This window comes from Polymorphobacter multimanifer (assembly GCF_014205635.1).
Taxonomy (GTDB): Bacteria; Pseudomonadota; Alphaproteobacteria; order Sphingomonadales; family Sphingomonadaceae; genus Sandarakinorhabdus; species Sandarakinorhabdus multimanifer.
In genome coordinates, this window is record NZ_JACIIV010000002.1 from 75446 (window position 1) to 98766 (window position 23321).

Consider the following 23321-nt stretch of genomic DNA (forward strand, 5'->3'; position numbering starts at 1 on the left):
CTGGGCACGAGCGGGCGCAAAAGATATCTCCGAAGGATCTGGATATTCTGATAAGCGCTCGTCGTACGAAGACGTTCCCCTCGGACGCGGAGAAAGATTCACATCCGCCGCTGCCATGCCGAGCGAAATGCCGGCATCTGATCACGAAAAGACCAATAAAATATCGGCGGTTGTTCAGCCCTTGTCGGGCAAGAATGCACGATATGCATCATTTTGATGACGCAACACAATTTCATGGTGTGTGCCAGTGCTGATGATGTATCTTCCGGACGCACCCGAATGAATTTGAATTGGCGTGGAGTATTGGCTCTGACGCGTATTTGATGAGCTTTGCGTTCTTCCGATATGACGCAGGCATGGCATCGACCCGCTTGCGCCTGCGTCATGGCGGGCGCGCATGAGGAGCGTACATCGTCCAGTCGACCGCTGGTGGGCTCGATCTTTCGCCCGCCCGAAGACACCTGCCGGCAGTCCCCATCGCGCTTGTTGGCCGGGCGGAAGCGTGGGAGACGATGCACATGAATCGTCATCGCCATGCAGCCAGCGCCCTCCTTCGCGCGTCCGCCCTCCTCCTCGCCAGCACCCTCGGCAGCCCGGCGGTCGCCGCTCCCGCGCCGTCGAGCACCGCCAACCTCGATGCGGTGCTCTGGATGCAGAAGGCACCGGAATACGGGCTGGTGGCGGCAGGCCAGTGGCGCGCGCTCGCCGATCGCCTGCCGGCGCTCAAGCGCAGCGGCGAGGCGCTTGTGGAGAGCGAGCAGCCGGCCGAAAAGTCACGCCGCCGCCCTCCCGCCATCATCGTCGATCTCGATGAAACGGTGCTCGACAACAGCCCGGCCAATGCCGAGGCGCCCACCGGCCTCGCCTTCGACGAAGCCCGCTGGCAGCGCTGGTTGACACGCGTGGACGAGCAATTCGCCGTTCCGGGCGCGGTGGTGGCACTGCAGGCCGCAGCGCGGATGGGGTTCCGCGTGTTCTACATATCCAACCGGGAATGCCCGGCGGCCACCGCACCGGCGGTTGCCCCGCATCCCGATTGCCCGGCGCGGCGTCACACGCAGGCAGTGCTCGAGCGGCTGGGGCTGCCCTTCGCCGCCGACTCCGATGCGCTGCTGCTGCGCGGCGACCAGCAGGGCTGGGCGGACAAGACCGCTCGCCGCCAGCACATCGCCCGCCGCTATCGCATCGCAGCCCTGGTGGGGGACGATCTCGGCGACTTCCTGCCGCGCAGCGAAGCCGAGGCGCTGATCGACAGCATCGGCCGCAGCGGCACCGTCGCCGCCACCATGGCGCGGCCGGAGAGCGCGCTCGCAGCGCTGGCCAGCCACGCCGGGCGGGACTGGTTCGTGCTGCCCAACCCGGCCTATGGCAGCTGGGAACGCGGACAGGGCAGCCGCATCGCCTGCAGCAGCCCGTGGCTTGCCGACCAGGCCTGCGCCGATGCGGCACTGGCCGCCAAGCAGGCCCGGCTGGTGCTGCCGGGCGGTGCCCAGCGGCTGCGGCTGGCGACATGGAACATGGAATGGCTGATGCCGGCCGAAACGCGCGATGCGCTGCTGGCCCGCTGCGTGGAGGGCCAGCCGCCCAGCGCGGTTCGAGCCCTGCCCTGCCCGCGCGATCCCTACCCGCCGGTAGCGCGCCATGATGCCACCGATCTGGCGCTCATGGCCGGCTATGCCGCGCGCGCCGGGGCCGATGTGGTGGCGGTGCAGGAAGTCGATGGCCCCGAGGCGGCCCTGCTGGTGTTCCCCGGCCATGTGCCGGCCTGTTTCGTCGCCCGCGCCCATCCGCAAAAGACCGGCTTCGTGGTGCGCGCCGGCATCCCTTTCCGCTGCAATGGCGATCTGGCGGCGCTCGATGATGACGGTGCCGCCCGCGCCGGCGCGGACATCACGCTCTGGCCAGGGACCGGCCAGGCCATCCGCCTGCTCTCGGTCCATCTGAAGAGCGGTTGCTTCGACCTGCCGCTTTCGAATGCCGGCAATCCGGTTTGCGCACGGCTGCAGGCGCAGGTGCCGGTGCTGGCGCGCTGGGCGGCGGACCGGAACGCCAGCGGCGAGGCCTTTGCCATCCTCGGCGATTTCAACCGCCGCCTCGAGGCCGACGCTGCGCTGCCGGCTCCGGACAGCCTGTGGGCGGCGCTGCGCAGCGCATCCCCCGTGGCACGCGTGACCGACCAGCAGGCCTATCGCCGCTGCCGCGCCGGTGAGCGCTACACCGCCTTCATCGACAATATCGTGCTGGGCGGGCCGCTAGCCACCCTGCGCCGCGATCTGGTCCATGTGCCGATGGCGGACGCGCCGGCGGATGCCGTGCTGTCGGATCATTGCCTGCTCGGCGTGGACCTATGGGCCTGGCCCGTGCAACCCTGATGCAGGGATGCAACCGATGCAAAGTTTCGTGACACGGTTGTGCACTTGTGGACAAGGTGCGGACAGTTTTTCGATTAACCACGATGCCACATCGACACGTTAAGATGGTGATAAATGGCAGCAACCGATCAATCACTGGCACGGCCCGAAAAGCATTTTCTCGATGGCGTCGGGGAAATGCCGACCCTGTTTCGCAATTTCGACTGGAGCGAGAGCCCGCTTGGCGAGCCGGAAAGCTGGCCGCCCGGGCTCCGCGCTGCCGTGCGCATCATGCTCACCACATTGCACCCGGTGTTCATCTTCTGGGGCCCGGAGCATCGCTGCTTCTACAATGATGCCTACAAGGCGCTGCTCAGCGATGTGAAACACCCGGCAATCTTCGGGCGCCCTGCCGAGGAGGCCTGGGCCGAGATCTGGGAAGATATCGGCCCGCAGATCAACTTCGTCTTCGATGGCAGCGGCTCGATCTGGCAGGAAAACCGTCGCCTGCCGATCCTGCGCAGCGGAGGCCTCAAAGAAAGCTGGTGGACCTACAGCTACGGCCCGATCGAAGACGATACTGCCGAAAATGCCGTCGGCGGCGTCTTCGGCATCTGCACGGAGAGGGTGGCGCAGCTTGAGGTCGAGCGCCGCGTCAGCCGCGAACTCGACCGCATGCGACGCCTGTTCGACCAGGGCCCCGGTGTCATGTTCGTGATGCGCGGCCCCGAGCATCGCTTCGAGCTGGCCAACCGCGCCTGCATGCAACTGCTCCGCCATCCCGGCCTCATCGGCCGCACTGCAGCCGAAGCGATCCCCGAAGCCGCCGACCAGGGGTTCATCGCCCTTCTCGACTCGGTCTATGCGACCGGCAAGCCGCATGTCGGGCACCACCATCGGCTGGCGTTCGACCGCGGCCACGGCGAAGCGCCCGACGAGCATTACCTCAACTTCGTCTTCGCGCCGGTGATCGATGAAGCCGGCAAAATCACCGGCATCTTCTGCCAGGGGACCGATGTCACCGAGAGCCGGCGTGCCGCTCAGGCGACCGCCGAACGCGAAGCGCATTTCCGCAACATGGCGAACAATGCGCCGGTGATGATCTGGGTGACCGAGCCCGATGGTCGATGCACCTATCTCAACCGCCGATGGTTCGAGGAGACCGGCCAGATACCGGCAAACGCGCTGGGCATGGGCTGGCTCGATGCGACCCATCCCGACGACAAGCCCCGTGTGACCGCGGAGTTCGTCCAGGCCAATGCCGCCGAGCGGCCATTCCGCACAGAATATCGGTTGCGCCTTGCCGATGGCAGCTACCGATGGGTCCTCGACAGCGCCGGCCCGCGCCGCGGCACCAACGGCATCTTTCTCGGCTATGTCGGCTCGGTCATCGACATCGACGATCGTCACGAAGCCGAGCGCCGGATCCAGACCAGCGAGAACCGCTTCCGCGCCGCCGTGGGCGCCGTGCAGGGAATCGTCTGGACCAACAGTGCCGAAGGCGAGATGGTCGACGAGCAGCCCGGTTGGCAGGCCCTCACCGGCCAGATGCCCGACGAATATGCCGGCTATGGCTGGACAGCGGCCGTGCATCCCGATGATGCCGCCGCCACCGTGACCGCATGGCGCGCCGCCGTCGATGCACGGCGCATCTTCGTCCACGAACATCGGGTCCGCCGCTTCGATGGCGAATGGCGGCAATATTCGGTCCGCGCCGTGCCCATCCTCGATGCCGAGGGCGGGATCATCGAATGGGTCGGCGTCCATACCGACGTCACCGAGCAGCGCGCCGCCGAAGCCGCGCTCAAGGCGCTCAACGACGTTCTCGAAGCACGGGTGCAAACCGAGGTCACCGAGCGGCTCAAGGTCGAAAACGCACTCCGGCAAAGCCAGAAGATGGATGCACTCGGCCAGCTTACCGGTGGGATCGCGCATGATTTCAACAATATGCTGAGCCTGATCACCAGCGCCTTCAGCCTGCTCGAACGCAAGCTCTCGAAAGATGATCCCTCGGTGCTGCAGTTCATCGAGGTCGGCCAGGATGCCGCGATGCGCGCTGCAGGACTCACCCGCCGGATGCTCGCCTTCGCCCGGCAGCAGCCGCTCTCGCCGGCTCGCGTCGAAATCAACGCGCTCATCGAGAACCTGCGCTCGCTGCTCGCCCATTCGCTCGGCAAGGGCATCAGCATTGATTGCACCCTCGTCACCGGCATCTGGCCGACCATCGTCGACCCCAATCAGCTCGAAAACGCCATCCTCAACCTCGCCGTCAACGCCCGCGACGCCATGGACGGCCGCGGCCGCCTCACCATCGAGACCAGCAACGCAACGCTCGCAGGCGCCGAGCTTTCGGAAAGCGTCGATGCGGGGGACTATGTCGTCATCTGCGTCACCGACAATGGCAAGGGCATGGAGCCGGAGGTGCGCGCCAGGGTCTTCGAGCCCTTCTTCACCACCAAGCCGGTCGGGCAGGGCACCGGGCTCGGGCTCAGCCAGGTCCATGGCTTCGTAAAGCAGTCGGGCGGCGGCATCGAGATCGCCTCCGAGCCCGGTCGCGGCACGGCGGTCAGGCTCTACCTCCCCCGCACGACGCCATAAACAGGCGCCGCAGGATGGGGGGCCTCAACCGTCTCCCTCCGCCGCACTCATGTCGGCCACGACAGCGCCGCGCTGGCCCATCGGCCGCGCCGGGCCCGTGGTCGAATCCTGCGCCGTCTGCCGCTCGGTCTCGGCATTGATCAGCCCGCCGATCAGGATCGCATAGGCCGAAACAAAGAGCCACATCAGCAGCACCACCACCGCCCCCAGCGAGCCATAGGTGGCGTTGTAGTTGCTGAACTGCGCCGCATAAACGCCGAAGCCGAGCGTGGCGACCAGCCACAGCACCGTTGCAGCCACCGAGCCGATGCTCAGCCATCTCCAATGCGCGCTCTCCCGATTGGGCGCAAAGCGGTACATGGCGCCGATCGCCAGGCAGCACAGCCCGCCGGCCACCACCCAGGTCATGCCCTGCACCATCAGCACCACCGTGTCGCCGAAGCTCGCCAGCAGCCGCCCGGCCCAGCTCAGCATCGACGCCGCAAAGATGCCGACAATGCCGGTCAGGATCGCACCGACAATCAGCAGCGCCGATACGGCCATGCCGCCAATGACTCCGCGCTGGTCATGCTGCTCGTAGATCACGTTGAGCGCGGTGATCATCGCCCGCGACGCCCGCGTGGCGCCGAACACCGACACCCCGAGTGCCATCGCCAGCCCGAATCCCTTCTGCCGCGCCGCCGTGGTGGTGAGGTTCACAAGCTGCTCGGAGATCAGCCGCGCCGCATCGGCAGGCACCAGCTCGATGATCGTGTTCATGTGCCGCGCCACCGTCCCCGGATCGGCGATCAGGCCATAGCTCAACACCAGCGCCGCCAGCAGCGGCACGAACGACAGGAACGCATAAAAGGCCACCCCGGCCGCGAGCAGGCTGAGGTTGCGGTCGCCATTGGCCAGCCATACGCGCCGCAGGATCGCCTTCCACGCCACCCCCGAATATTCCCTCGGCGAGCGGGCATTGACGCCGCGCAGTTCCGGATCGGCCGCCTCGGCGGCACGGCGCCGGTCGCGGCGCAGGCTCCAGCGCACCACCGGCGCGGTCACCCGGTCCGGCAACCAGCTGGCCCAGGGCGGCAGATGCGGCGTCGCCACCGTCAATAGTCCCTGGCGAACCGCAGCGTGACGTTCGAGCCACCGAATGAGCCTGTCGAGCTGAGCAGGCTGAGCGTGCGCGTCAGCCCGATCTCGAGCTGCGTCGCCGTAAAGCCGCGCGCATCGGTGATGACTTCCACATAGATGTTGTTGCTGATGTACTGGCCCGCCGCCACCGAAGTGCCGCGCCCGGTCGTCTTGTCCTCACCGAGCACGCGCAGCCGGTCCACCCCCGTCACCGAGCGCAGCTTGCCCAGCGGGTTGAGTCCGCCCCCCGACCCGCGCAGCGAGTTGAGTGCGGCCGCCAGCTGTACCGCCTGGATCGGCGAGATGTTGGTGACCGAAGCTCCGAACAGCAGCCGCGAAAGAACCTCGTCCTGCGGCAGGTTGGGCGAGGATGTGAAAGTGATCTGCGGCGCCTGCGCACGGCCACCGATGTTGATGATCGCCGTCACCCCCTCCACCGTCGTCTCGGCAGACAGCGACAGTTCGGGGTTGGTGAACGCGCCGCCATCGAAGACGATCGCGCCATTCTGACCCAGCTCGAACCGCCGCCCCGCAAAGCTGTAGGTGCCGCGGATCACTTCGAGCCGGCCGATGATCCGCGGTGCCGCCGCCGTTCCGGTAATCCGCATGTCGGTTTCCCATTCGGCCTCCAGCCCCATGCCGCTGACGAAGATCTGGTTGTCCGCTCGCACCCGCACATCGAGCCGCAGCGTCGCAGGGCCCGGCGGCGGTGGCGTAGACTCTCCCGCCGGCGAAGCCGCACCTGCCCCCGCCGCCGTTGCCGACGTCTTGCGGCGTACCCCGGCCAGCTGGCGAATCTCAGATTCGCCGGTGCGGATGATCTCGTAGCGCGCCTCGGGAATGTCGATCGTCCCGCGCACCAGCGCACCGTCGGGACCATTGGTGATCTTCAGCGCACCCGTCGCCTGCGCACCCAGCGCATCGCCGCGCGCCAGCTGCGCCCGGTCGAATGTCACGTCCAGATCCGCCGGGAAGCCGCTCGCCGCATCAAGCCCCACCACGCCGCTCGCCGCCACCGTGCCATCACCGGCGCGGCCCGTCAGCGATGTCAGCTGGAAGCGGGACTGGCTGAAGCGGCCCTGCAATGCGATATCGCGGATCACCGTGCCATAATCCTGGTTGGTGTAGCGCAGCGCATTGGCGCGGATCGTGCCGGTCAGCTGCGGTGCTTCCACCCGGCCACCGAAATCGGCGGCGATGGCAATCGGCCCCGTCACGTCCTGGCCGCCGATGCCGGCCATCGCCCAAAGCACTTCCGCCGGCCCGCCATAGCGAATCCCGCCCGAAAGTGGCGCCGTCATCAGCCGCGCTGCAATGCCGTCACCAGCCGGCAACGCCCCCACCCGCGCCTGCAACCGGCCGATGGTGGCGCTGCCGCGGCGGATCGCGGCGCTGACGGCGCCTCCCGCGCCGGAGAGCCGCGCCGTCGTCGAAATGTCGACCGGCGCCGAGATGGTATAGGCCGCGGTGCGGGTGAACCCGGCGACATCGATTCGCGCGTCGATGTTCGGCACATCGGCCAGCGTCGCATCGATGCTGCCCGAAGCCTTGCCGCCCAGCCCCAGCCCCGGCACGAAGATGTTGGCGATTGCCAGGTCGACGCTGTCGAGCACGGCATTGAGCTGTGTCTGCGCACCATATCGGCCCGCAACCCGCGCCCGCCCTTGCGGGAACACGATCGTCGCCGGCGCCAGCCGCCATTCGCCAGCGGCGCGCGTGACAACCGCCGGTGCAGCCAGCCGGAAGGCGATGCCGTTGAACGCACCATTGGCGTTGGCGACGATGCGCTCGGGCGCCAGTTGCGCCTGGGCAGCAACGTTGAACGGCGATGCAGCACTGCCATTGGCCACGAGCGAGACATTGCCGCTGCCACCACGATAATCGAAGCGGCTGCGCGCACGCGCTACCAGCAACGTGCCCGAGCGCACATCCGAAAGATCGGCACTGCCGGTGATCGACGGCGCCTCGGGAAACAGGATCGCCGTGGCCTGCGCGGCGCCGCTGCCGATGGTGATCGGCACATCGCCCGGGATTTGCGCCGAGCGGGCGCGGACATTCACATCGGCGCGCTGGTTGGCATCCGCCGCCGCCAGTCGAACGGTGCCGGCGATGCCCGAGCCATCGAGCGTGATCGCTCCCGCAAACGGCCCGGCCGGCGTCTGCCGCACGCTGCCGCGCGCATCGATTCCCGCCACCCGCGCCCGGTTGATGTCGACAGCAAGCACCGGCCCGGTCCGCACCAGCACATCGCCCGTCAGCGGGCCATAGGCCGAGCCACCGCTTGCCACGATCCGATAGCCCGCCGCGGACCCGGTAAGATCGGCGACAAGGTCGCGCACATCAAGCCCGAGGCCGGGGCGCTCGGCACGCAGCTGCGCCACCGGCCGGTCGAGCGTGCCCGAGGCGACGATGCTTGCGGGTCCATAGGTCGTCGAGATCGCCCGCACATCAAGGGCAATCCGCCCGCTATCTGTGCGGTAGCTGCCGCTGCCCTGGGTGATCCGCAACAGCGGCGACGTCAGCCGCAGATTGTTGAGCGTCGCGGCGCCTGCCGGATCATAGCCGAAGCCGGCCGTAACAATTGCATTGCCGCCAAGCTGCTCGCGAAGCGCTTCATTCTCGATCGTCCGCGTGGCGATCCGCGCTGTGCCGTTGATCCCGAAGCCGCCCGCCGGCAGCGTCACCAACCGCGCATCGGTCACCAGATCGACCCGGCCCAGCCCCTCGACGCGGTAATCGTTCACCCGGCCCTTGAGCGTCCCGGCATAACGACCCTCGGCCACATCGGCGATGATGATCGCCGTGGCGTCGATCCGGTCCGACCGCAGCCGCAGATTGTCCGACAGCAGCTGACCGTTCGACCAGGCCAGATCACCGTCGATGGCAAGGTTGGTCAACAGCCCGCCGGCCGCCGCATTGAGCCCGGTCACCCGCCGCGCCCGCGCCGTCACCGGCACCAGGATACGCTCGGAGTCGATCGTCGCACGCCCGCTCGCCACCAGCCCCTCGACCTTCGTCGCATCGAAGCGCAGCATGGCGGCGCTGATGCGGTAGGCGATCGTCGGCGTGCCGAAGCCGCCATCGATCGTTGCCGCCAGCCGCACATCATCGCCGCCGAGATCCTCTGCCAGCACACCCGGCCGCAGCAGCTGCGCGCCGAGCACGACGTTCTCGAAGCGGCTTTCCCCAAGGTCCACCAGCCCGCTGGCTTCCGCCACAAAAGCGTCACCGCCGATGCGCGCCACCAGATTGACACGGCGCTCGGCAACCCGCGCCGTGATGTCGAGGTCGAGCGCTCGCAGCATTGCCTGTGCCGGCCCCTCCAGCAACGCCCCGGGGTCGGTGCGGCCCTTGGCGGTGAAGGTGCCATCGGCGGCGGTCAGCGCGACATCGGCGAGGCTGGTGCCCGCGCTGCCAGCGGTCAACCTGCCCTGCCAGCGCGCCCAGCTCCCCTCGCCGGCGATGCGCGCGGTCAGCGGTCGGCCCAGACCGGCGAAGCCGTCGACCAGCCCGCCGACCGGAGCAGCCAGCCGCACATCGACATCGAGCCGATTGTCTTCGGGAACGGCATCCAGCCGCAGCACCAGCGTGTCACCGCCGGCAAGCCCCGCGCCCTGCCGTGCAGCCCCATCCAGAGCCACCACGGCGCGGCCATCGGAAATGCTCGCCGAACCCGCCAGCCGCACGGCATGGCGTTGTCCTGTCACCGCCGGCTCGATCACGAAACTGCCGATGCGCAACCGCCCGATCTCGATATCGATATCGGGGAGCAGTGGATCATCGGGGTCGGAAGGGTTGATCGAAGGGGAGCGCAGCAGGGTGATCGTCTCAGCATCGACCTCCGAAAGCACGATCCGCAGCCCGTCGAACAGCGCCGTCGGGGACCAGTCGACCAGAACCGCCGGCGATGTCACCAGCAATCCCCGCAAATCGCGGATTTCCAGCCCGCGGATCGTCATCCGACCATAGATCGAGCCGTCGATCGCCTCGGCCTGGTAGTTCAGTCCATTCGCCATGGTGAAGCCGGCCAGCTGCCCGAGCAGGACGCGCTTGCCGGCAGCCGTGTTCAGGAACACCAGCAGCACCGCCACCAGGATCAGCAGCCCGACAATGATGCCGCCGACCCAGCCCAGAACCCTCCGCGCGGTCAAAACGCCTGCCCGATCGAAATATACAGCGCCACGCGCGATTCACCCGGCTGCCGGTTCAAGGGCGTGCCGACGTCGATCCGCATCGGCCCGAAGTTGGTATAATAGCGGGCACCGATGCCCACGCCGTAGCGCATGCCGGAGAGCGACGGCGTCGAATCCTCGCCAACACGCCCGGCATCGATGAACGGCACCACCCCGAAATCGCCGAACCGGTAACGCGCCTCGAAGGCGAATTCGGTCAGCGAACGCCCGCCCAGCGGCCGGTTGTCAGGCCCGCGCGGACCCAGCTCCTGAAAGCCGAAACCGCGCACCGAGCCGCCGCCACCGGCATAGAGCCGCCGCGATGGCGCAATCTCGTCGCGCGCCGCACCCATGATCGACCCCACCCGTGCCCGCCCCGCCAGCACCAGCGATTCCATCACCGGAAAATAGGCGCTGCCTTCGAGCAGCAGCCGGCCGTAGCTGTCGAACCCGGCACTGGCACGCTTCTGCGCCTCCGGGCTCGCCCGCACCGTGATCCGGAAGCCGCGCGTCGGATCAAGCAGGCTGTTCGACCGGTCATAGCCGAGCTGCGTCGGCAGCGCCGCGATGAAGAAGGTCCCGCGGTCGCGGTCGAGCACTTCGGTGTCGCGCTCGGGGTCGAACACGCTTTCGCGCGAGGCGATCAGCTCGCCCCCCAGCGACCAGGTCCAGCGCTTCTGCCAGATCGGCGTGCTCACCCTCGAAAGGTTTGTGTTTAGCTGGATCGTCTCGGCGGAAAACGCCTGGAACCGCTGTCGCGCCACCGATGCACCGATCTGGAACGCCCGGTCGCGCTGCCCGGCATTCGACCGCAGGAATTGCCCGCGCAGGCTCTGCTCGTTGGTGCCCGCCACCACCGCTCCGGTCACTGCACCCTCGGGCGGGAACAGGTTGCGGTGCGTCCAGCTGCCGCTCAACCGCACCCCCTCGCCGGTGCCATAGCCGGCATTGGCCGCAAGGTTGCGCGCCGGCCCGCGTGACTGCCGCACGAGCAGGTCGACCGTCTCGATCCCCTCGGCGTCGATCTCGCCCGTCGCCACCGGCTCCACCGACACCGTCTGCAGCAAATTGGTGGCGATCAGCGCCTGCCGCAGGTCGTCGACGCGGCGGCTGTCGAAAATCTCGCCCACCTCGAAGCGCGGAAGAATTTCGATGTGCTCCACATCGAAAACATTGTCGGCCTCGGCATCGCCCGGCAGCCGGATGCGCCCGAACCGCCCCTTGCGCCCCGCATCCACCGGCAACGTATAGTCGCCCGTGAAGTCCACATCATCGAGCACGATATCCCGCGCGCCGACGCGGGTGAACGGCCATCCCTGCTCGGGCAGCCGCAACGACACATTGGCCTCCGCCGCCTCGATCACATCCGCCACGATCGGCGCGCCCGGCGCCAGGTCGAGCGCATTGCGCGCAATCGCCAGCGGCTCGGGCTCCAGCCCGGTGATATCGATGTCCCCCAGCGTGTAACGCTTGCCCGGGGTCGCCGTCAGCGCGATCAGCAGCTCGCCATCCTCGCCCGGCAGCGGCCCGACAACCGCACTCACCTCGGCGTCATAATAGCCCTGCGAACGCAGCAGGTTCTCCGCCATCTCGACATCGACATCCGCCCGCGCGCCAACCTGTGCCGCACTCCCGGCCTTTCGCCCGCCCTCGAGCAACGCCGACAAGTCCCGGAACCGCCCTTCCAGCCCGATCTCTTCGAGCCCCGTCGTTTCCAGCCGGTAACGCACATCAGGCAAATCGGGATCGTTCGTGGCCGCCAGCGCCTCCGGCACGGTCACGCTGTCGAGCGGGGCGAGCGGTGTGGCCAGCTCGGCTTCAGGAACGATCGTCTCGGGGGGTGTCAGCGGCGCCGCAGGCTCAAGCGGCGCCAGCGGCGGCACCTCGCCTGCAAGATCAGGGGGCAGGTCGACCTCGGCATCGGTCTGGGCGACTTCAGGAACCGGCTGCGCATGGACAGCCGACGCCATCAGCGCCAACGCCAAGGCGCACGAAAACCCAAACGGGCGCTGCGGCCGCGCCGCCAGTCCATGGAAAACACCCGACATGAACCCCCTGTAATCGGAAAACCGGCAATGGGTTCCCGCGATAGTTTCGCAGTCGCGATTTCCAGCGCATCAGGCGATGCGACGCCAACGCACCACGCCCCATCGCAGCGGTCCGGAACCGACATCCCATCCCGCAATTGGTCTTTCAGCTGGTCGCAACAGCGGCCGCAATTCCAGATGGGAAGGATCATCAGATGTCTCACCATATCGAAGGCGAAACCGCAGTCGGCAACCGCCGCGAACACGGATCGCTGATCAGCGCCGACAAGGTCGAAGGTACTGCCGTCTACAACGCCTCGGGCGAAAAGCTCGGCAGCGTCGATTCGATCATGATCGACAAGGTCAGCGGCGAAGTCGCCTATGTCGTCATGTCATTCGGCGGCTTCCTCGGCATCGGCGAAAAATACCACCCGCTGCCCTGGGACCTGCTGGACTATGACACCGGCCTCGACGGCTACCGCGTCGACCTGGGTCGCGAGCAGCTCAGCGAGGCTCCATCCTACGGCCGCGACGAGCTCGACACCGCCGATTATTCCAGCGGCGGCGACATCCAGAATTACTATGGCAGCGGCCTCAGCGACCGGGAATTGTCGGAAGACAATCCCGAGCGCAGCGATCTCAACGATGGCAAGAGCCGTCCGCTCGGCTATTACAGCACGGCCGCCCAGTCACGCCGCAACGCCGAGGACAATGACCTCGGCGCCACGGAAGACCGCGGCGACGGCCATGGCGGCGGCCGCCAGACCGGCGGCTACGGCACCAACACCGGCAGTTCCGAATCGGGCACCAAGGCCGGTTTCTACAGCCCCGAGCAGCAGCAGGCGCGCACCGGCAATGTCATCCCCGATGGCGACCGTGCCGGCGAGCGGCCGTATGAACTCGATCGTGAGGGCGGCAGCACCTTCGGAAATCCGAAACGCTGACAAGGCCTGAAACGCCATATCAGTGCCGCCCGGGAGACATCTCGGGCGGCACTTTTCATGTCGGCGCAAATTGACGCATCCCGTGGAACAATGGTCACCACCCACCGTTGGTCCTCAGCAATATTTGGAAGGATAAAGACCATGGACACTGGTACACTTCTGCCGTCGCTCAACCTGTTCACGTTGGTCGCCGTCTTTCTCGTTCTCGTCATCGGTTTCGCTATTTACTGGAGCAAGCGTTCCAACCGCGCGCCCAAGGATGGCGGTCCCCCCACCGAAGACGGCTCCGTCTGATTGCTCTGACGCGCGTCAGACCTTCTGATCGAGGTGCGGCAGTGCCGCGATCTCCTCGGCCGAAAGGCCGACGCGGATCGTGTCACTGCCCAGCCTCACATCGGCCATCGCGAGCGACACCATATGCTCGCCCACACCTGCGACGCCGCCAACACGCACGATGATCTCCGCCACCGAGGCGCTTGAACAATCGACCATGGCTTCAACGATCTCGCCGGCCGACTGTCCATCACGGTCGAGCACATCGCGCCCGATCAGCCCGGCCACTCGCACCACCGGTGCAGCACCACAGGCTTCGTCCTCAGCCGTCTTTGCAACCTCTTCATAGCGCGCCTGGCGCCCGAGCCAGCGCCATACCCCGACCGCATTGACCAGCGTCAGAAAACCGTTGGTCACCACAAGCCCGGTCTGATCGCTCTCGAGCCCGATCAGGATCCAGCACAGCGATCCTAGCGTGAACACTGCAAAGCCCCACCCCGTCAGCCGCGCGCCGAGGTTGGAAGCCGTCATCATCGCCGCGATCATCGTCGCGGCGGGTGCCAGCCATTCTGCAACCTCGTGCGGGGCCATCGCAGTGACTCAGGGTTGCAGCACCACCTTGGTGAACTCATCCTGGTTGTTGAGGAAATTGTCATAGGCGCCCGGTGCATCGCGCAAAGACAGCCGGTGACTGATGATCACATCGGGCTTGATCTCGCCATTCTCGATGCGCGCGAGCAGCGGCGCCATGTACCGATGCACATGCGTCTGCCCAGTCTTCAGCGTCAGCCCCTTGTTGACGAACGCGCCCATCGGCAGCTTGTCGACAAGACCGCCATACACACCGGGCATCGAGATGGTGCCGCCCTTGCGGCACGCCACGATCGCCTGGCGCAGCACATGCGGCCGGTCGGTTCCCAGACCCACCGCCTGCTTGCCGCGATCGACGATATTGTCGATCGCCAGCCCATGCGCTTCCATGCCGACAGCATCAATGCACCGGTCCGGCCCGCGGCCCCCGGTCGTCTCGGCGAGCGCTGCCATCACATCGACATTCTCGAAGTCGATCGTCTCCGCACCCGCTTCCGCCGCGAGCGCCAGTCGGCCGGGGCGATGATCGATGGCAATCACCCGCTCGGCGCCGAGCAGGAAAGCCGAGCGGATCGCAAACTGCCCCACCGGCCCCGCACCCCAGACCGCCACGGTGTCACCGGACTCGATATCGGCATTCTCCGCCCCCATCCAGCCGGTCGGCAGGATATCCGACAGGAACAGCACCTGGTCATCGGTCAGATGCGCCGGCACCTTGAAACAGCCGGTATCGGCAAAGGGAACGCGCACATATTCGGCCTGCCCACCGGCGTAGCCGCCGAGCATGTGCGAATAGCCGAACAGGCCGGATGGCGAATGCCCCATGCTGGCCTCGGCCAGATCCTGGTTGTCGGCAGGGTTGCTGTTGTCGCAAAGCGAAGTCAGCGTCTTCTCGCAGAAGAAGCACTGCCCACAAGCGATGGTGAAGGGCACCACAACCCGGTCGCCGATCTTCAGGTTCGTCACGCCGCGGCCGAGCGCCACCACTTCGCCCATGAATTCATGGCCGAGGATGTCGCCCGCCTGCATCGAGGGGATCATGCCATCATAAAGATGCAGGTCTGACCCGCAGATGGCGGTGGACGCCACCTTGATGATCGCATCGCGCGGATTGACGATCTCGGGATCGGGCACATTATCGACCCTTACATCTTTCTTGCCGTGCCAGCGGACTGCGCGCATCGGAAACTCCTTGGTTTGACGGCCTGTTCAGGCCTTTGGTTCGGTGCCCTGCGGATCGTTGACAGCAATTTCGCCGGTCTCGATCAGGCTCTTGAAACGCTTCAGATCGCGTCGCAGCTGGATGCCGGGCTCACGCTGCGTCAGCTTCGCGGCATAGCGGCCAAGGCTGCCTCCGGGAGGCTCGTAAGCCACGGCTGCATGAATCTCGGTGCCGCGGCCGCCCGGCGCATCATGGAATTCGTAGCGCACCCGGACCGGCACTGCCGATCCTTCATCCGATGAAATCGCCAGCAGTTCCTCCGGGCGTTCCTCGGTAACGCCGCCGGTCCACTGCACCGGGCCGGACGGATCCTGCGTGGTGAACCGCAGCCGCGATCCATTCGCCGAAGGACCGATCGCCTCGATGTTCACCGCCCAGTCGGGCCAGCTTCGCAGGTCGCGGAAGCGCCGCCACACAACCGCGCGCGGCGCATTGATCGTCACCGATCGTGATGCGACGGCTGCACTCTTCCAGCCGGCCGCCTTGGCAACCTCGGCCTCGTCGGGCCGCTGGCCCAGCAGCCGCTTCGCCGGTGCAGCGCCCGACATGCCGCGCGCCACCAGCAGCGATCCCGCCAGCCCGAGCATCACGCCGGCGGCGCCCTGTTGCCGCGCAGCGAGCACGCCGAGCAACGAGCCGGCCGCCATCGAAAGGCCGCGCTCTGCAAGTTTCAGGTTCTTGCGCGGCGACAGCCGGGTTCCGGGGGGCGCGAGAGCGCCATCGATATCCGCCATTCCTTCACCTTTCCTTATTCTCGGGTTCAATCGCCGGGCTGCCGGGATAGTTCCGCCGGCCGCAATTGCATCACTTGCGGTATCGGGCGAAATACCGGGCGCGGCGTGCGGCACGGTCCGGCGCGCGATGCCGTGCCGCAGCAAGACCCGCAACCAGCAAGCCCAACCCGGCGCCGGCGATTCCGACGGCCGCCAGCGGGCGCAGTTGCGCTTCCAGCCACAGGCTCTGCCGGCGCACATATTGCGGCTCGTCGTTCTCGATGTTTCCATCGGACCGCGCTTCATAAAGATTGTCTTCAGTCTCCGGCGGCGTTTCGCGGTCGGTCTGCTGGACCCTGGTGCCAAACAGCGCCATCGCCTTGTCGAGGAGCCCAGGGAACAGCATGTCTCCCAACGCAGCCCCCGCCCCGAAGCCACCCACCGTCAGTTCGCGGCGCGGGGTCTCGGCGGCGAACAGCACCGCGCGCGCCACCAGCCGCGGATCATAGACCACCGGTGGCAGTTTCGCCGGCGTATCCATGCGGTTGCGCGCATGGTCGGGATAGGGCGTATGCATCGCCGCCGGCTTGATGAGCGTCACCGATATCGGCAGCTCGGCTTCCATGATCTCGGTGCGCAGCGCATCGGTGAAGCCCTTCACCGCATGTTTCATCGCCGAATACGGCCCCTGCTGGATCATCGCGCGGTTGCTCAGCACGCTGCCGATATTGATGATGGCACCGCTCCCGTTCGGGCCCCCGTTAAGGCCGCTATTCGGGCTCTTGGCGCGAAGATGCGCCAGTGCCGCCAGGGAGCCCGTCACCGTTCCCCAATAGCCAACCTCGAACACGCGCCGATGGTCCTCGATCGGCGTCTCGGCCAGCGTGCCGAAGGTGGCTGCGGCGGCATCGTTGATCCAGGTGTCGAAGCCACCGAACCGCGTCCGCGCTTCGGCCACCAGCCGTTCGGCATAATCGGGGTCAGCCACATCGACTGCCAGCGTCACCACCTTGTCGGCGAGCTGCCGGCTGTCCAGCCGTTGCTTGATTTCGGCCAGCGCATCGGCGTTGCGCGCCGCAAGCAGCACGCGTGCGCCGGCCTCGACCGCCGCTTCCGCAATCGCCAGCCCGATGCCGCTCGTCGCACCCGTGATGACAAGGCGCTGCTGCGCAAGTGGCTTCAGGGAAATCGGCATGGTCTCGGCTCCGCTTGTGTCCCAAGCAGAACCGGCCACCCCCGCGATGGTTCAGCCGAAAATCAGACGAGCACGCTCGTAGGCCGCGGCACATCGGCCAGATCCGAGTGGCGATCGAGCTCCATCAATGGCTTGATGAGGCCATCGCGCAAATCATAGACCCAGCCGTGCAGCTTCACGTCCTGGCCGCGCGCGAATGCCGCCTGCACCGGCCCCGAGCGCGCGAGCCGCACCAGCTGGTCACGCACGTTACACTCGACAAAGCGTGATAGCCGGCTCTCCTCGTCCGACATGGCATCGATTTCTTCGAGATGGTTGTCATACACCTCGCGCGCCGGCGCCAGCCACTGGTCGATCAGGTCCTTGGCGTCACCGCGAAGCGCCCGGCCGAGGGTCACACAGTCATGGTTGCCGCACACGATGATGTGCTTCACCCCCAGGTCGACGAGCGCATGCTCGACCGCCGACATCAGGTTGAGGTCGCTTTCGGACACGAGGTTGCCGAGGTTGCGGTGGATGTACAGGCTGCCCGGCGGCGAGCGCGTGATGCGCTCGGGCACCACCCGGCTGTCCGACGAGCCGATCCACAGGAACACCGGATTCTCCGGCCCGGCATGGCGGCTGAAATAATCGGGATCGTCCTGATGCTTTTCCACCTGCCACGCCATGTTGGCGAGGATCAGCTGCTTGTATTCGCTCATGCTGCCGATCCTTCCAGTGCCGCAGCCGGCCCGCCGGCGCGGATGCTGCTGCCCATCACCCCGATCAGCGGCGCATTGATGAGCGGTGCCGTGCGGCCCGCCGGATCGCCCTTCAGCCGCACCTTGATGCCACGGAAGGGAGCACCCTTGATGAAGCCGTTGATGATGTCGACATTGTCGAGATCGACGAAGCTGGTGCTCGAAAGATCGATGATCAGCTCGGCGCCCTCGGGCACCCTCAGCAGCGCTTCCTGCAGCTGCGGCTTGTGGATGAAGTAGAGGTCGCGTCGTGCGCGCACCATCACCATGTCCTCGCGCTCGACATAGCTGATAGCAGTGCGGAAGTTCCGCGCGATCACGAAGCCGAAACCCACCACCAGCCCGATGCCGATCCCGATGAGCAGATCGGTGAACAGGATCGCCACCACCGTCACCACAAAGGGAATGAACTGCGTGTATCCCTGCTTCCAGCGCGCCACGAACAGGCTCGGCTTGGCGAGCTTGTAGCCGGTCTGGATCAGGATCGCCGCCAGTGCGGACAGCGGGATCAGGTTGATGATCGTCGGCACCAGCACCACCGCCAGCAGCAGCCAGCCACCATGGAGCATTGTCGAGAGCTTGCTGTCGGCACCGGCTTCCACATTCGCCGAGGAGCGCACGATCACGCTGGTCACCGGCAGGCCGCCGATCAGGCCCGACGCCAGATTGCCGACGCCCTGCGCCAGCAGTTCGCGATTCTTGTCGGTCACCCGCCGCTTGCGGTCGATTTCGTCCACCGCCTTCACGCTGAGCAGTGTTTCGAGGCTGGCGACGATCGCCAGCGTCAGCGCCACCGTCCACACCGCCGTGTTGCCGATCTGGCTGAAATCCGGAAACGTCAGCAGGGCGGCAAATTCGGCGCGGCTCACCGCGACCGGCACCTGCACCAGCTGCTCGGCACCGATCCGCAGCCCCGGCGCACCGAGCCCGAACCCGGTGTTCACCGCCACCGCCACGACCACCACCACCAGCGGCCCCGGCAGCAGCTTCAACGCACCGGTCTTGGGCCGCGCCTTGTCCCACCAGAACAGGAAGGCAATGCTCGCCAGCGCCACCAGCAATGCGCCTAGGGCGATGTCCCGCTGCAGCATTGCTCCCAGCTCCGAGAAGGTGTTCTCGCCATCGGCCTGCAAGAACGAGAAGCTCCCCTCGAAATCACCGCGATAGCCGATCGCATAGGGCAGCTGCTTCAGGATCAGGATGAGCCCGATCGCCGACAGCATGCCGATCACCACCGACGATGGCACGAACTCGGCCAGCACGCCGCCGCGCGACACCGAAAAGATCAGCTGCAGGACACCAGCGAGGCAAACCGCCAGAAAGAAGGCCTCAAGCGAGGGCAGCGTCTCGATGGCGGTGAACACGATCGCCGTCAGCCCCGCCGCAGGCCCCGAAACCGAAAGCGCCGATTTGCTCAGCGCTCCCACCACGATCCCGCCCATGATGCCCGCGATCAGCCCCGAAAGCGGCGGCGCGCCGCTCGCCACCGCAACCCCGAGGCACAGCGGCAAGGCCACCAGTGCCACCACGATCGAGGCAGGCAGATCGCTCCGCCAGCTGGCAAACACGCTTCTCATTCATCAAACCCAGTAACAACGCCGTTGCCGGCCACACGTCGCTAAAGAGCAAATTATGGCCGGAAGCGCAAATGACACTCTATATTATTGCTGCAAGCGATTCGGCAGATCGAACCGCGTGGCGCCATCGGCCGCATCGAACAGCGACCGGTCGGTGCCCGTCATCCACACTTGTGCGCCCGTTTCCGCCAGTCGCGAAAACAGCCGCGTGCGCCGCGGCGCATCGAGATGGGCGGCAATCTCGTCGAGCAGCATCAGCGGTGGTTCCCCGGTCCGTGCCCGCACCAGTGCAGCATGGGCCAGCACGATGGCAATCAGCAGCGCCTTCTGCTCGCCGGTCGAGCCCAGCCCCGCCGGCATCCCCTTTCCGGCATGCACCACCCCGAGGTCGGCCCGGTGCGGCCCGATCAGGGCCCGCCCCGCCGCCGCATCCAGCCCCCGGTTGCGTTTCAGCGCCGCCGCCAGGTCGGCCGGGGTTGAATCCTCCAGCCGCAGCAGCGGCCGCGCAAAGCCATCCTCGGGTGCGTCGGCCAGGGCTTCGGAAAGCGCGGTCACAGTGTCCGCCCGCGCCCGCAACAGGGCGCCGCCATGCTCCTCCATTGCCCCCTCGAGTGCCCCCAACCATCCCGAGTCAGCCCCTGGATGCCCCGTGAGCAACCGTGTGCGACCCCTCATTGCCGCCTCGTAGCGCAAGGTTTCGCGCGCATGACCGGGGTGCAGCGCCAGCACCAGCCGGTCCAGAAACCGCCGCCGACCTCCCGCACTCTCCGCAAACAACCGGTCCATCGCAGGCGTCAGCCACACCACCGACACCCATTCCCCCAGCGCACTCGCGGGCCTCGCGGCACCATTCACCCGCACCACCCGGCGCTCGGGCGCTGTCGCCAGCGTGCCGGTGCCAAGCTCCACCGCGCCGCCAGCGGCCATCAAGGTGGCCGCAATCGAGAAGCCTCCCGCCCCACCGATCCGTGCCACCTCGCCCAGCGAAGCCCCGCGCAGACCCCGGCCGGGTGCCAATAAACTCACCGATTCCAGTATGTTGGTCTTGCCTGCCCCATTCTCGCCAGTGATAGCCACCAGCCCGGGCGCCGCCTCCAGTGCCAAGGCCGCATGGCTGCGCACATCGGTCAACGCCAATCGGGTCACGGCCACCATGGAGGCGTCCTAGCAGCGATGCAGAGCCCGGGCCACCTAGGTCACCGGCGCCTTCTTCTTCGTCGCCGTCTTCTTCACCGCAGCGGCCTTTGTCCCGGCCTTCTTCGCCGCGGGCTTTTTCGCAGCCGGCTTGCGGGCAGGCTTTTTCTTGCCCTTCGATGGCATCGCCGCGCGAGCATCGATCAGCGCCACGGCGTCTTCAAAAGCAATCTCCATGCCATCCAACCCCTTGGGCACATTGGCATTTGTGGTACCATCGGAGAAGTATGGCCCGAAGCGGCCGCTGAGCAGCTTGATCATGGCGCCGCTCGTCGGGTGCGCTCCCAGTTCTTTCAACGGTGGCTGCGGAGTGCCCCGCGCCGGCCGCCCGGCAGCGGCTTCGGCGAGTTTGACGACGGCGGCATTCATGCCGGTCTCGAACACTTCGGCGCTGCCGGTGAGGCGGGCATATTTGCCGGCATGGGCCAGATACGGCCCATAGCGGCCGATGCTGGCAGTGATCGGTTCGCCGGTTTCGGGGTGGTTGCCAATGGTCCGTGGCAGGCTGAGCAGCTTGAGCGCCGTGTCGAGATCGTCCGGGCCGGCGACCTGCATGTCCTTGGGAATGCTTGCGCGAGGCGGCTTTTCGGCCTCGCCGATCTGTACATAGGCGCCGAAGCGGCCATCGCGGAGCGTGACCGGCTCGCCCGAGGCGGGATCGATGCCGAGCAGCATCGGGCCGTTCGATTCCTTGGCACCGCCCTCGGTCCCGAATTGGCGCGTGTAGCGGCATTCGGGATAGTTCGAGCAGGCGATGAAGGCGCCGAACTTGCCGGTCTTAAGCCCCAGCCGGCCATTGTTGCAGCTTGGGCAGAGGCGCGGGTCCTCGCCATCGGCGCGCTCGGGGAAGAGCATCGGCTCGAGCCATTCATCGAGCGCCTTGGTGACGTCGGAGGGCCGGATCTCAAGCACTTCCTTGGTACGCGCCTCGAAATCGGCCCAGAAGGCGCGCAGCAGCGCCACCCAGTCCTGGTTGCCGGCCGACACTTCGTCGAGCTGGCCTTCGAGGCCGGCGGTGTAATCATAGCCGACATAGGTATCGAAGAAGCGTTCGAGGAAAGCGGTGAGCAGCCGGCCCTTTTCTTCGGCGTGGAAGCGCTTGGCCTCGAGCTTCACATAGGCGCGATCCTTGAGCACCTGCAGGATCGAGGCGTAGGTGGAGGGGCGGCCGATACCCAGTTCTTCCATGCGCTTGACGAGGCTGGCTTCGGTGTAGCGCGGCGGCGGCTGGGTGAAGCTCTGCTTGGCCTCGGCGCTGCGGGTGGCGCAGGCTTCGCCCTGGGTGAGGCGCGGCAGGCGGCGGTCGTCATCATCGGCCTCTTCATCGGCGGACACGTCTTCACGCGTTTCGGTATAGACGGCGAGAAAGCCGGGGCTGATGATGACCTGGCCGCTGGCACGCAATGCCAAGGTGCGGCCGGCATCTTCGAGGAGCACGCTGGTGCGCTCCATGCGGGCGCTGGCCATCTGGCTGGCGACGGTGCGCTTCCAGATCAGCGCGTAGAGGCGATCGGCTTCACTGGCAGCCCCTTTTGCGGGGCGGGCGGCGAGCTCGGTGGGGCGGATGGCTTCATGCGCTTCCTGGGCGTTCTTTGCCTTGGTGGCATAGTGGCGCGGCTTTTCAGGCAGCACATCCGGTCCGCGACCATAATCTTCAGCAATGACGGCACGGACGGCGGTGATGGCTTCGGGCGCCATCTGCACGCCATCGGTCCGCATATAGGTGATGCGGCCGGCTTCGTAGAGCTGCTGGGCGAGGCGCATTGTCTGGTCGGCGGAAAGCCCAAGCTTTTTCGAGGCTTCCTGCTGCAGCGTCGAGGTGGTGAAGGGCGCATAGGGATTGCGGCTCGCGGGCTTGGTCTCGACGCTCGTTACGCTCACCTTGGCTGCTGCCACGCGAGCGCGGGCCGCTTCGGCAAGAGCTTCGGTGTTCAGGTCAAACTGTTCGAGCTTCTTGCCATCGAGGCCGACGAGCTTGGCGCCGAACGCGTCGCCGGCGGCGGATGCCATTGCGGCAGTCACCGTCCAGTATTCGCGCGCTTCATGTGCTTCGATTTCCGATTCGCGCTCACAAATCAGCCGCAGCGATACCGATTGCACGCGGCCGGCACTGCGCGCACCGGGCAGCTTGCGCCAAAGCACCGGGGAAAGGGTGAAGCCGACGAGATAATCGAGCGCGCGGCGTGCGCGATAGGCATCGATGAGGGCGGTATCGAGCTCGCGGGGGCGGGCCATGGCCGAGGTGACGGCATCCTTGGTGATGGCATTGAAGGTGACGCGCTGTGCCCCGCCCTTGGGCATGAGCTTTTTCTTCACCAGCCATTCGGTCAGGTGCCAGCTGATCGCCTCGCCTTCGCGATCGGGATCGGTCGCGAGGATGACGTTGGTGGCGCGCTTGGCGGCGTCGCCGATTTCCTTCAGCTGGCGGCTGCGGTCGGCGGAAACCTCCCAGTCCATCGCGAAATCATTGGTGGGGTCCACCGAGCCATCGCGCACCGCGAGATCGCGGATATGGCCGAAGCTTGCGAGCACCTCGTAATCGCTGCCCAGATACTTGTTGATGGTCTTCGCCTTTGCGGGCGATTCGACGATGACGAGCTGCATG

General features: G+C 66.6%; 16 protein-coding genes. 4 read left to right on the forward strand and 12 right to left on the reverse strand.

Going from position 1 to position 23321, the window contains the following annotated elements; all coding sequences use genetic code 11:
* Positions 1-98 precede the first annotated feature (98 nt).
* Positions 99-536 carry a hypothetical protein gene (locus FHS79_RS01460; protein ID WP_184194288.1) on the reverse strand — a complete coding sequence of 146 codons (438 nt, stop codon included), beginning with the start codon at positions 534-536 and terminating at the stop codon, positions 99-101.
* Between FHS79_RS01460 and FHS79_RS01465 the strand changes: the two genes are divergently transcribed.
* Both FHS79_RS01465 and FHS79_RS01470 read left to right on the forward strand, forming a co-directional pair.
* The gene (locus FHS79_RS01465; protein WP_184194291.1) at positions 519-2372 is read left to right on the forward strand and encodes an HAD family acid phosphatase; all 1854 of its coding nucleotides are present in this window, start codon (positions 519-521) and stop codon (positions 2370-2372) included. The genes FHS79_RS01460 and FHS79_RS01465 overlap by 18 nt on opposite strands.
* Before the next feature lie 114 nt (positions 2373-2486).
* The gene (locus FHS79_RS01470; RefSeq protein WP_184194294.1) at positions 2487-4949 is read left to right on the forward strand and encodes a hybrid sensor histidine kinase/response regulator; all 2463 of its coding nucleotides are present in this window, start codon (positions 2487-2489) and stop codon (positions 4947-4949) included.
* 24 nt (positions 4950-4973) lie between these two features.
* Here FHS79_RS01470 and FHS79_RS01475 read toward each other — a convergent pair whose 3' ends face one another.
* The 3 genes from FHS79_RS01475 to FHS79_RS01485 are packed head-to-tail and all read right to left on the reverse strand — an operon-like array spanning position 4974 to position 12288.
* Positions 4974-6041 carry a YihY/virulence factor BrkB family protein gene (locus FHS79_RS01475; RefSeq protein WP_341534397.1) on the reverse strand — a complete coding sequence of 356 codons (1068 nt, stop codon included), beginning with the start codon at positions 6039-6041 and terminating at the stop codon, positions 4974-4976.
* Between the two features lie 2 nt (positions 6042-6043).
* On the reverse strand, positions 6044-10219 hold the full coding sequence (locus tag FHS79_RS01480) for a translocation/assembly module TamB domain-containing protein (protein ID WP_184194297.1): 4176 nt from the start codon (positions 10217-10219) through the stop codon (positions 6044-6046).
* On the reverse strand, positions 10216-12288 hold the full coding sequence (locus FHS79_RS01485) for an autotransporter assembly complex protein TamA (protein ID WP_184194300.1): 2073 nt from the start codon (positions 12286-12288) through the stop codon (positions 10216-10218). The genes FHS79_RS01480 and FHS79_RS01485 overlap by 4 nt, the downstream gene beginning before the upstream one ends.
* Positions 12289-12482: 194 nt before the next feature.
* On the opposite strand from FHS79_RS01485, the gene FHS79_RS01490 reads away from it, so the two are divergent.
* Together FHS79_RS01490 and FHS79_RS01495 are read left to right on the forward strand one after the other, a co-directional pair.
* A complete protein-coding gene (locus tag FHS79_RS01490) occupies positions 12483-13211 on the forward strand; it encodes a PRC-barrel domain-containing protein (RefSeq protein WP_184194303.1) in 729 nt (242 codons plus the stop codon).
* Positions 13212-13352: 141 nt separating this feature from the next.
* Entirely contained in the window at positions 13353-13505 is a 153-nt protein-coding gene (locus FHS79_RS01495) for a hypothetical protein (RefSeq protein ID WP_184194306.1), read from the forward strand.
* Between the two features lie 15 nt (positions 13506-13520).
* Here the strand turns inward: FHS79_RS01495 and FHS79_RS01500 are convergent, their stop codons facing one another.
* From FHS79_RS01500 to topA, 8 genes are all read right to left on the reverse strand, one after another.
* The gene (locus FHS79_RS01500) at positions 13521-14075 is read right to left on the reverse strand and encodes a PRC-barrel domain-containing protein (protein ID WP_184194309.1); all 555 of its coding nucleotides are present in this window, start codon (positions 14073-14075) and stop codon (positions 13521-13523) included.
* A gap of 9 nt (positions 14076-14084) precedes the next feature.
* Entirely contained in the window at positions 14085-15257 is a 1173-nt protein-coding gene (locus FHS79_RS01505; protein WP_184194312.1) for a zinc-dependent alcohol dehydrogenase, read from the reverse strand.
* Positions 15258-15284: 27 nt separating this feature from the next.
* Positions 15285-16031, reverse strand: a complete 747-nt coding sequence (locus tag FHS79_RS01510) for an SRPBCC family protein (protein WP_184194315.1) — start codon at positions 16029-16031, stop codon at positions 15285-15287.
* A 70-nt stretch (positions 16032-16101) separates the two neighbouring features.
* Positions 16102-17205 (reverse strand): SDR family oxidoreductase, encoded by a 1104-nt coding sequence (locus FHS79_RS01515; protein WP_184194318.1) that lies wholly within the window; start codon positions 17203-17205, stop codon positions 16102-16104.
* A 62-nt stretch (positions 17206-17267) separates the two neighbouring features.
* Positions 17268-17906, reverse strand: coding sequence for a carbonic anhydrase (locus FHS79_RS01520; protein WP_184194321.1), 639 nt, complete (start codon positions 17904-17906; stop codon positions 17268-17270).
* Positions 17903-19522 (reverse strand): SulP family inorganic anion transporter, encoded by a 1620-nt coding sequence (locus FHS79_RS01525; protein ID WP_184194324.1) that lies wholly within the window; start codon positions 19520-19522, stop codon positions 17903-17905. The genes FHS79_RS01520 and FHS79_RS01525 overlap by 4 nt, the downstream gene beginning before the upstream one ends.
* An 84-nt stretch (positions 19523-19606) precedes the next feature.
* Positions 19607-20677 carry a DNA replication/repair protein RecF gene (gene recF, locus FHS79_RS01530; protein WP_184194328.1) on the reverse strand — a complete coding sequence of 357 codons (1071 nt, stop codon included), beginning with the start codon at positions 20675-20677 and terminating at the stop codon, positions 19607-19609.
* A 36-nt stretch (positions 20678-20713) separates the two neighbouring features.
* Positions 20714-23320, reverse strand: a complete 2607-nt coding sequence (gene topA / locus FHS79_RS01535; RefSeq protein WP_184194331.1) for a type I DNA topoisomerase — start codon at positions 23318-23320, stop codon at positions 20714-20716.
* Between the last annotated feature and the right edge of the window lies 1 nt (position 23321).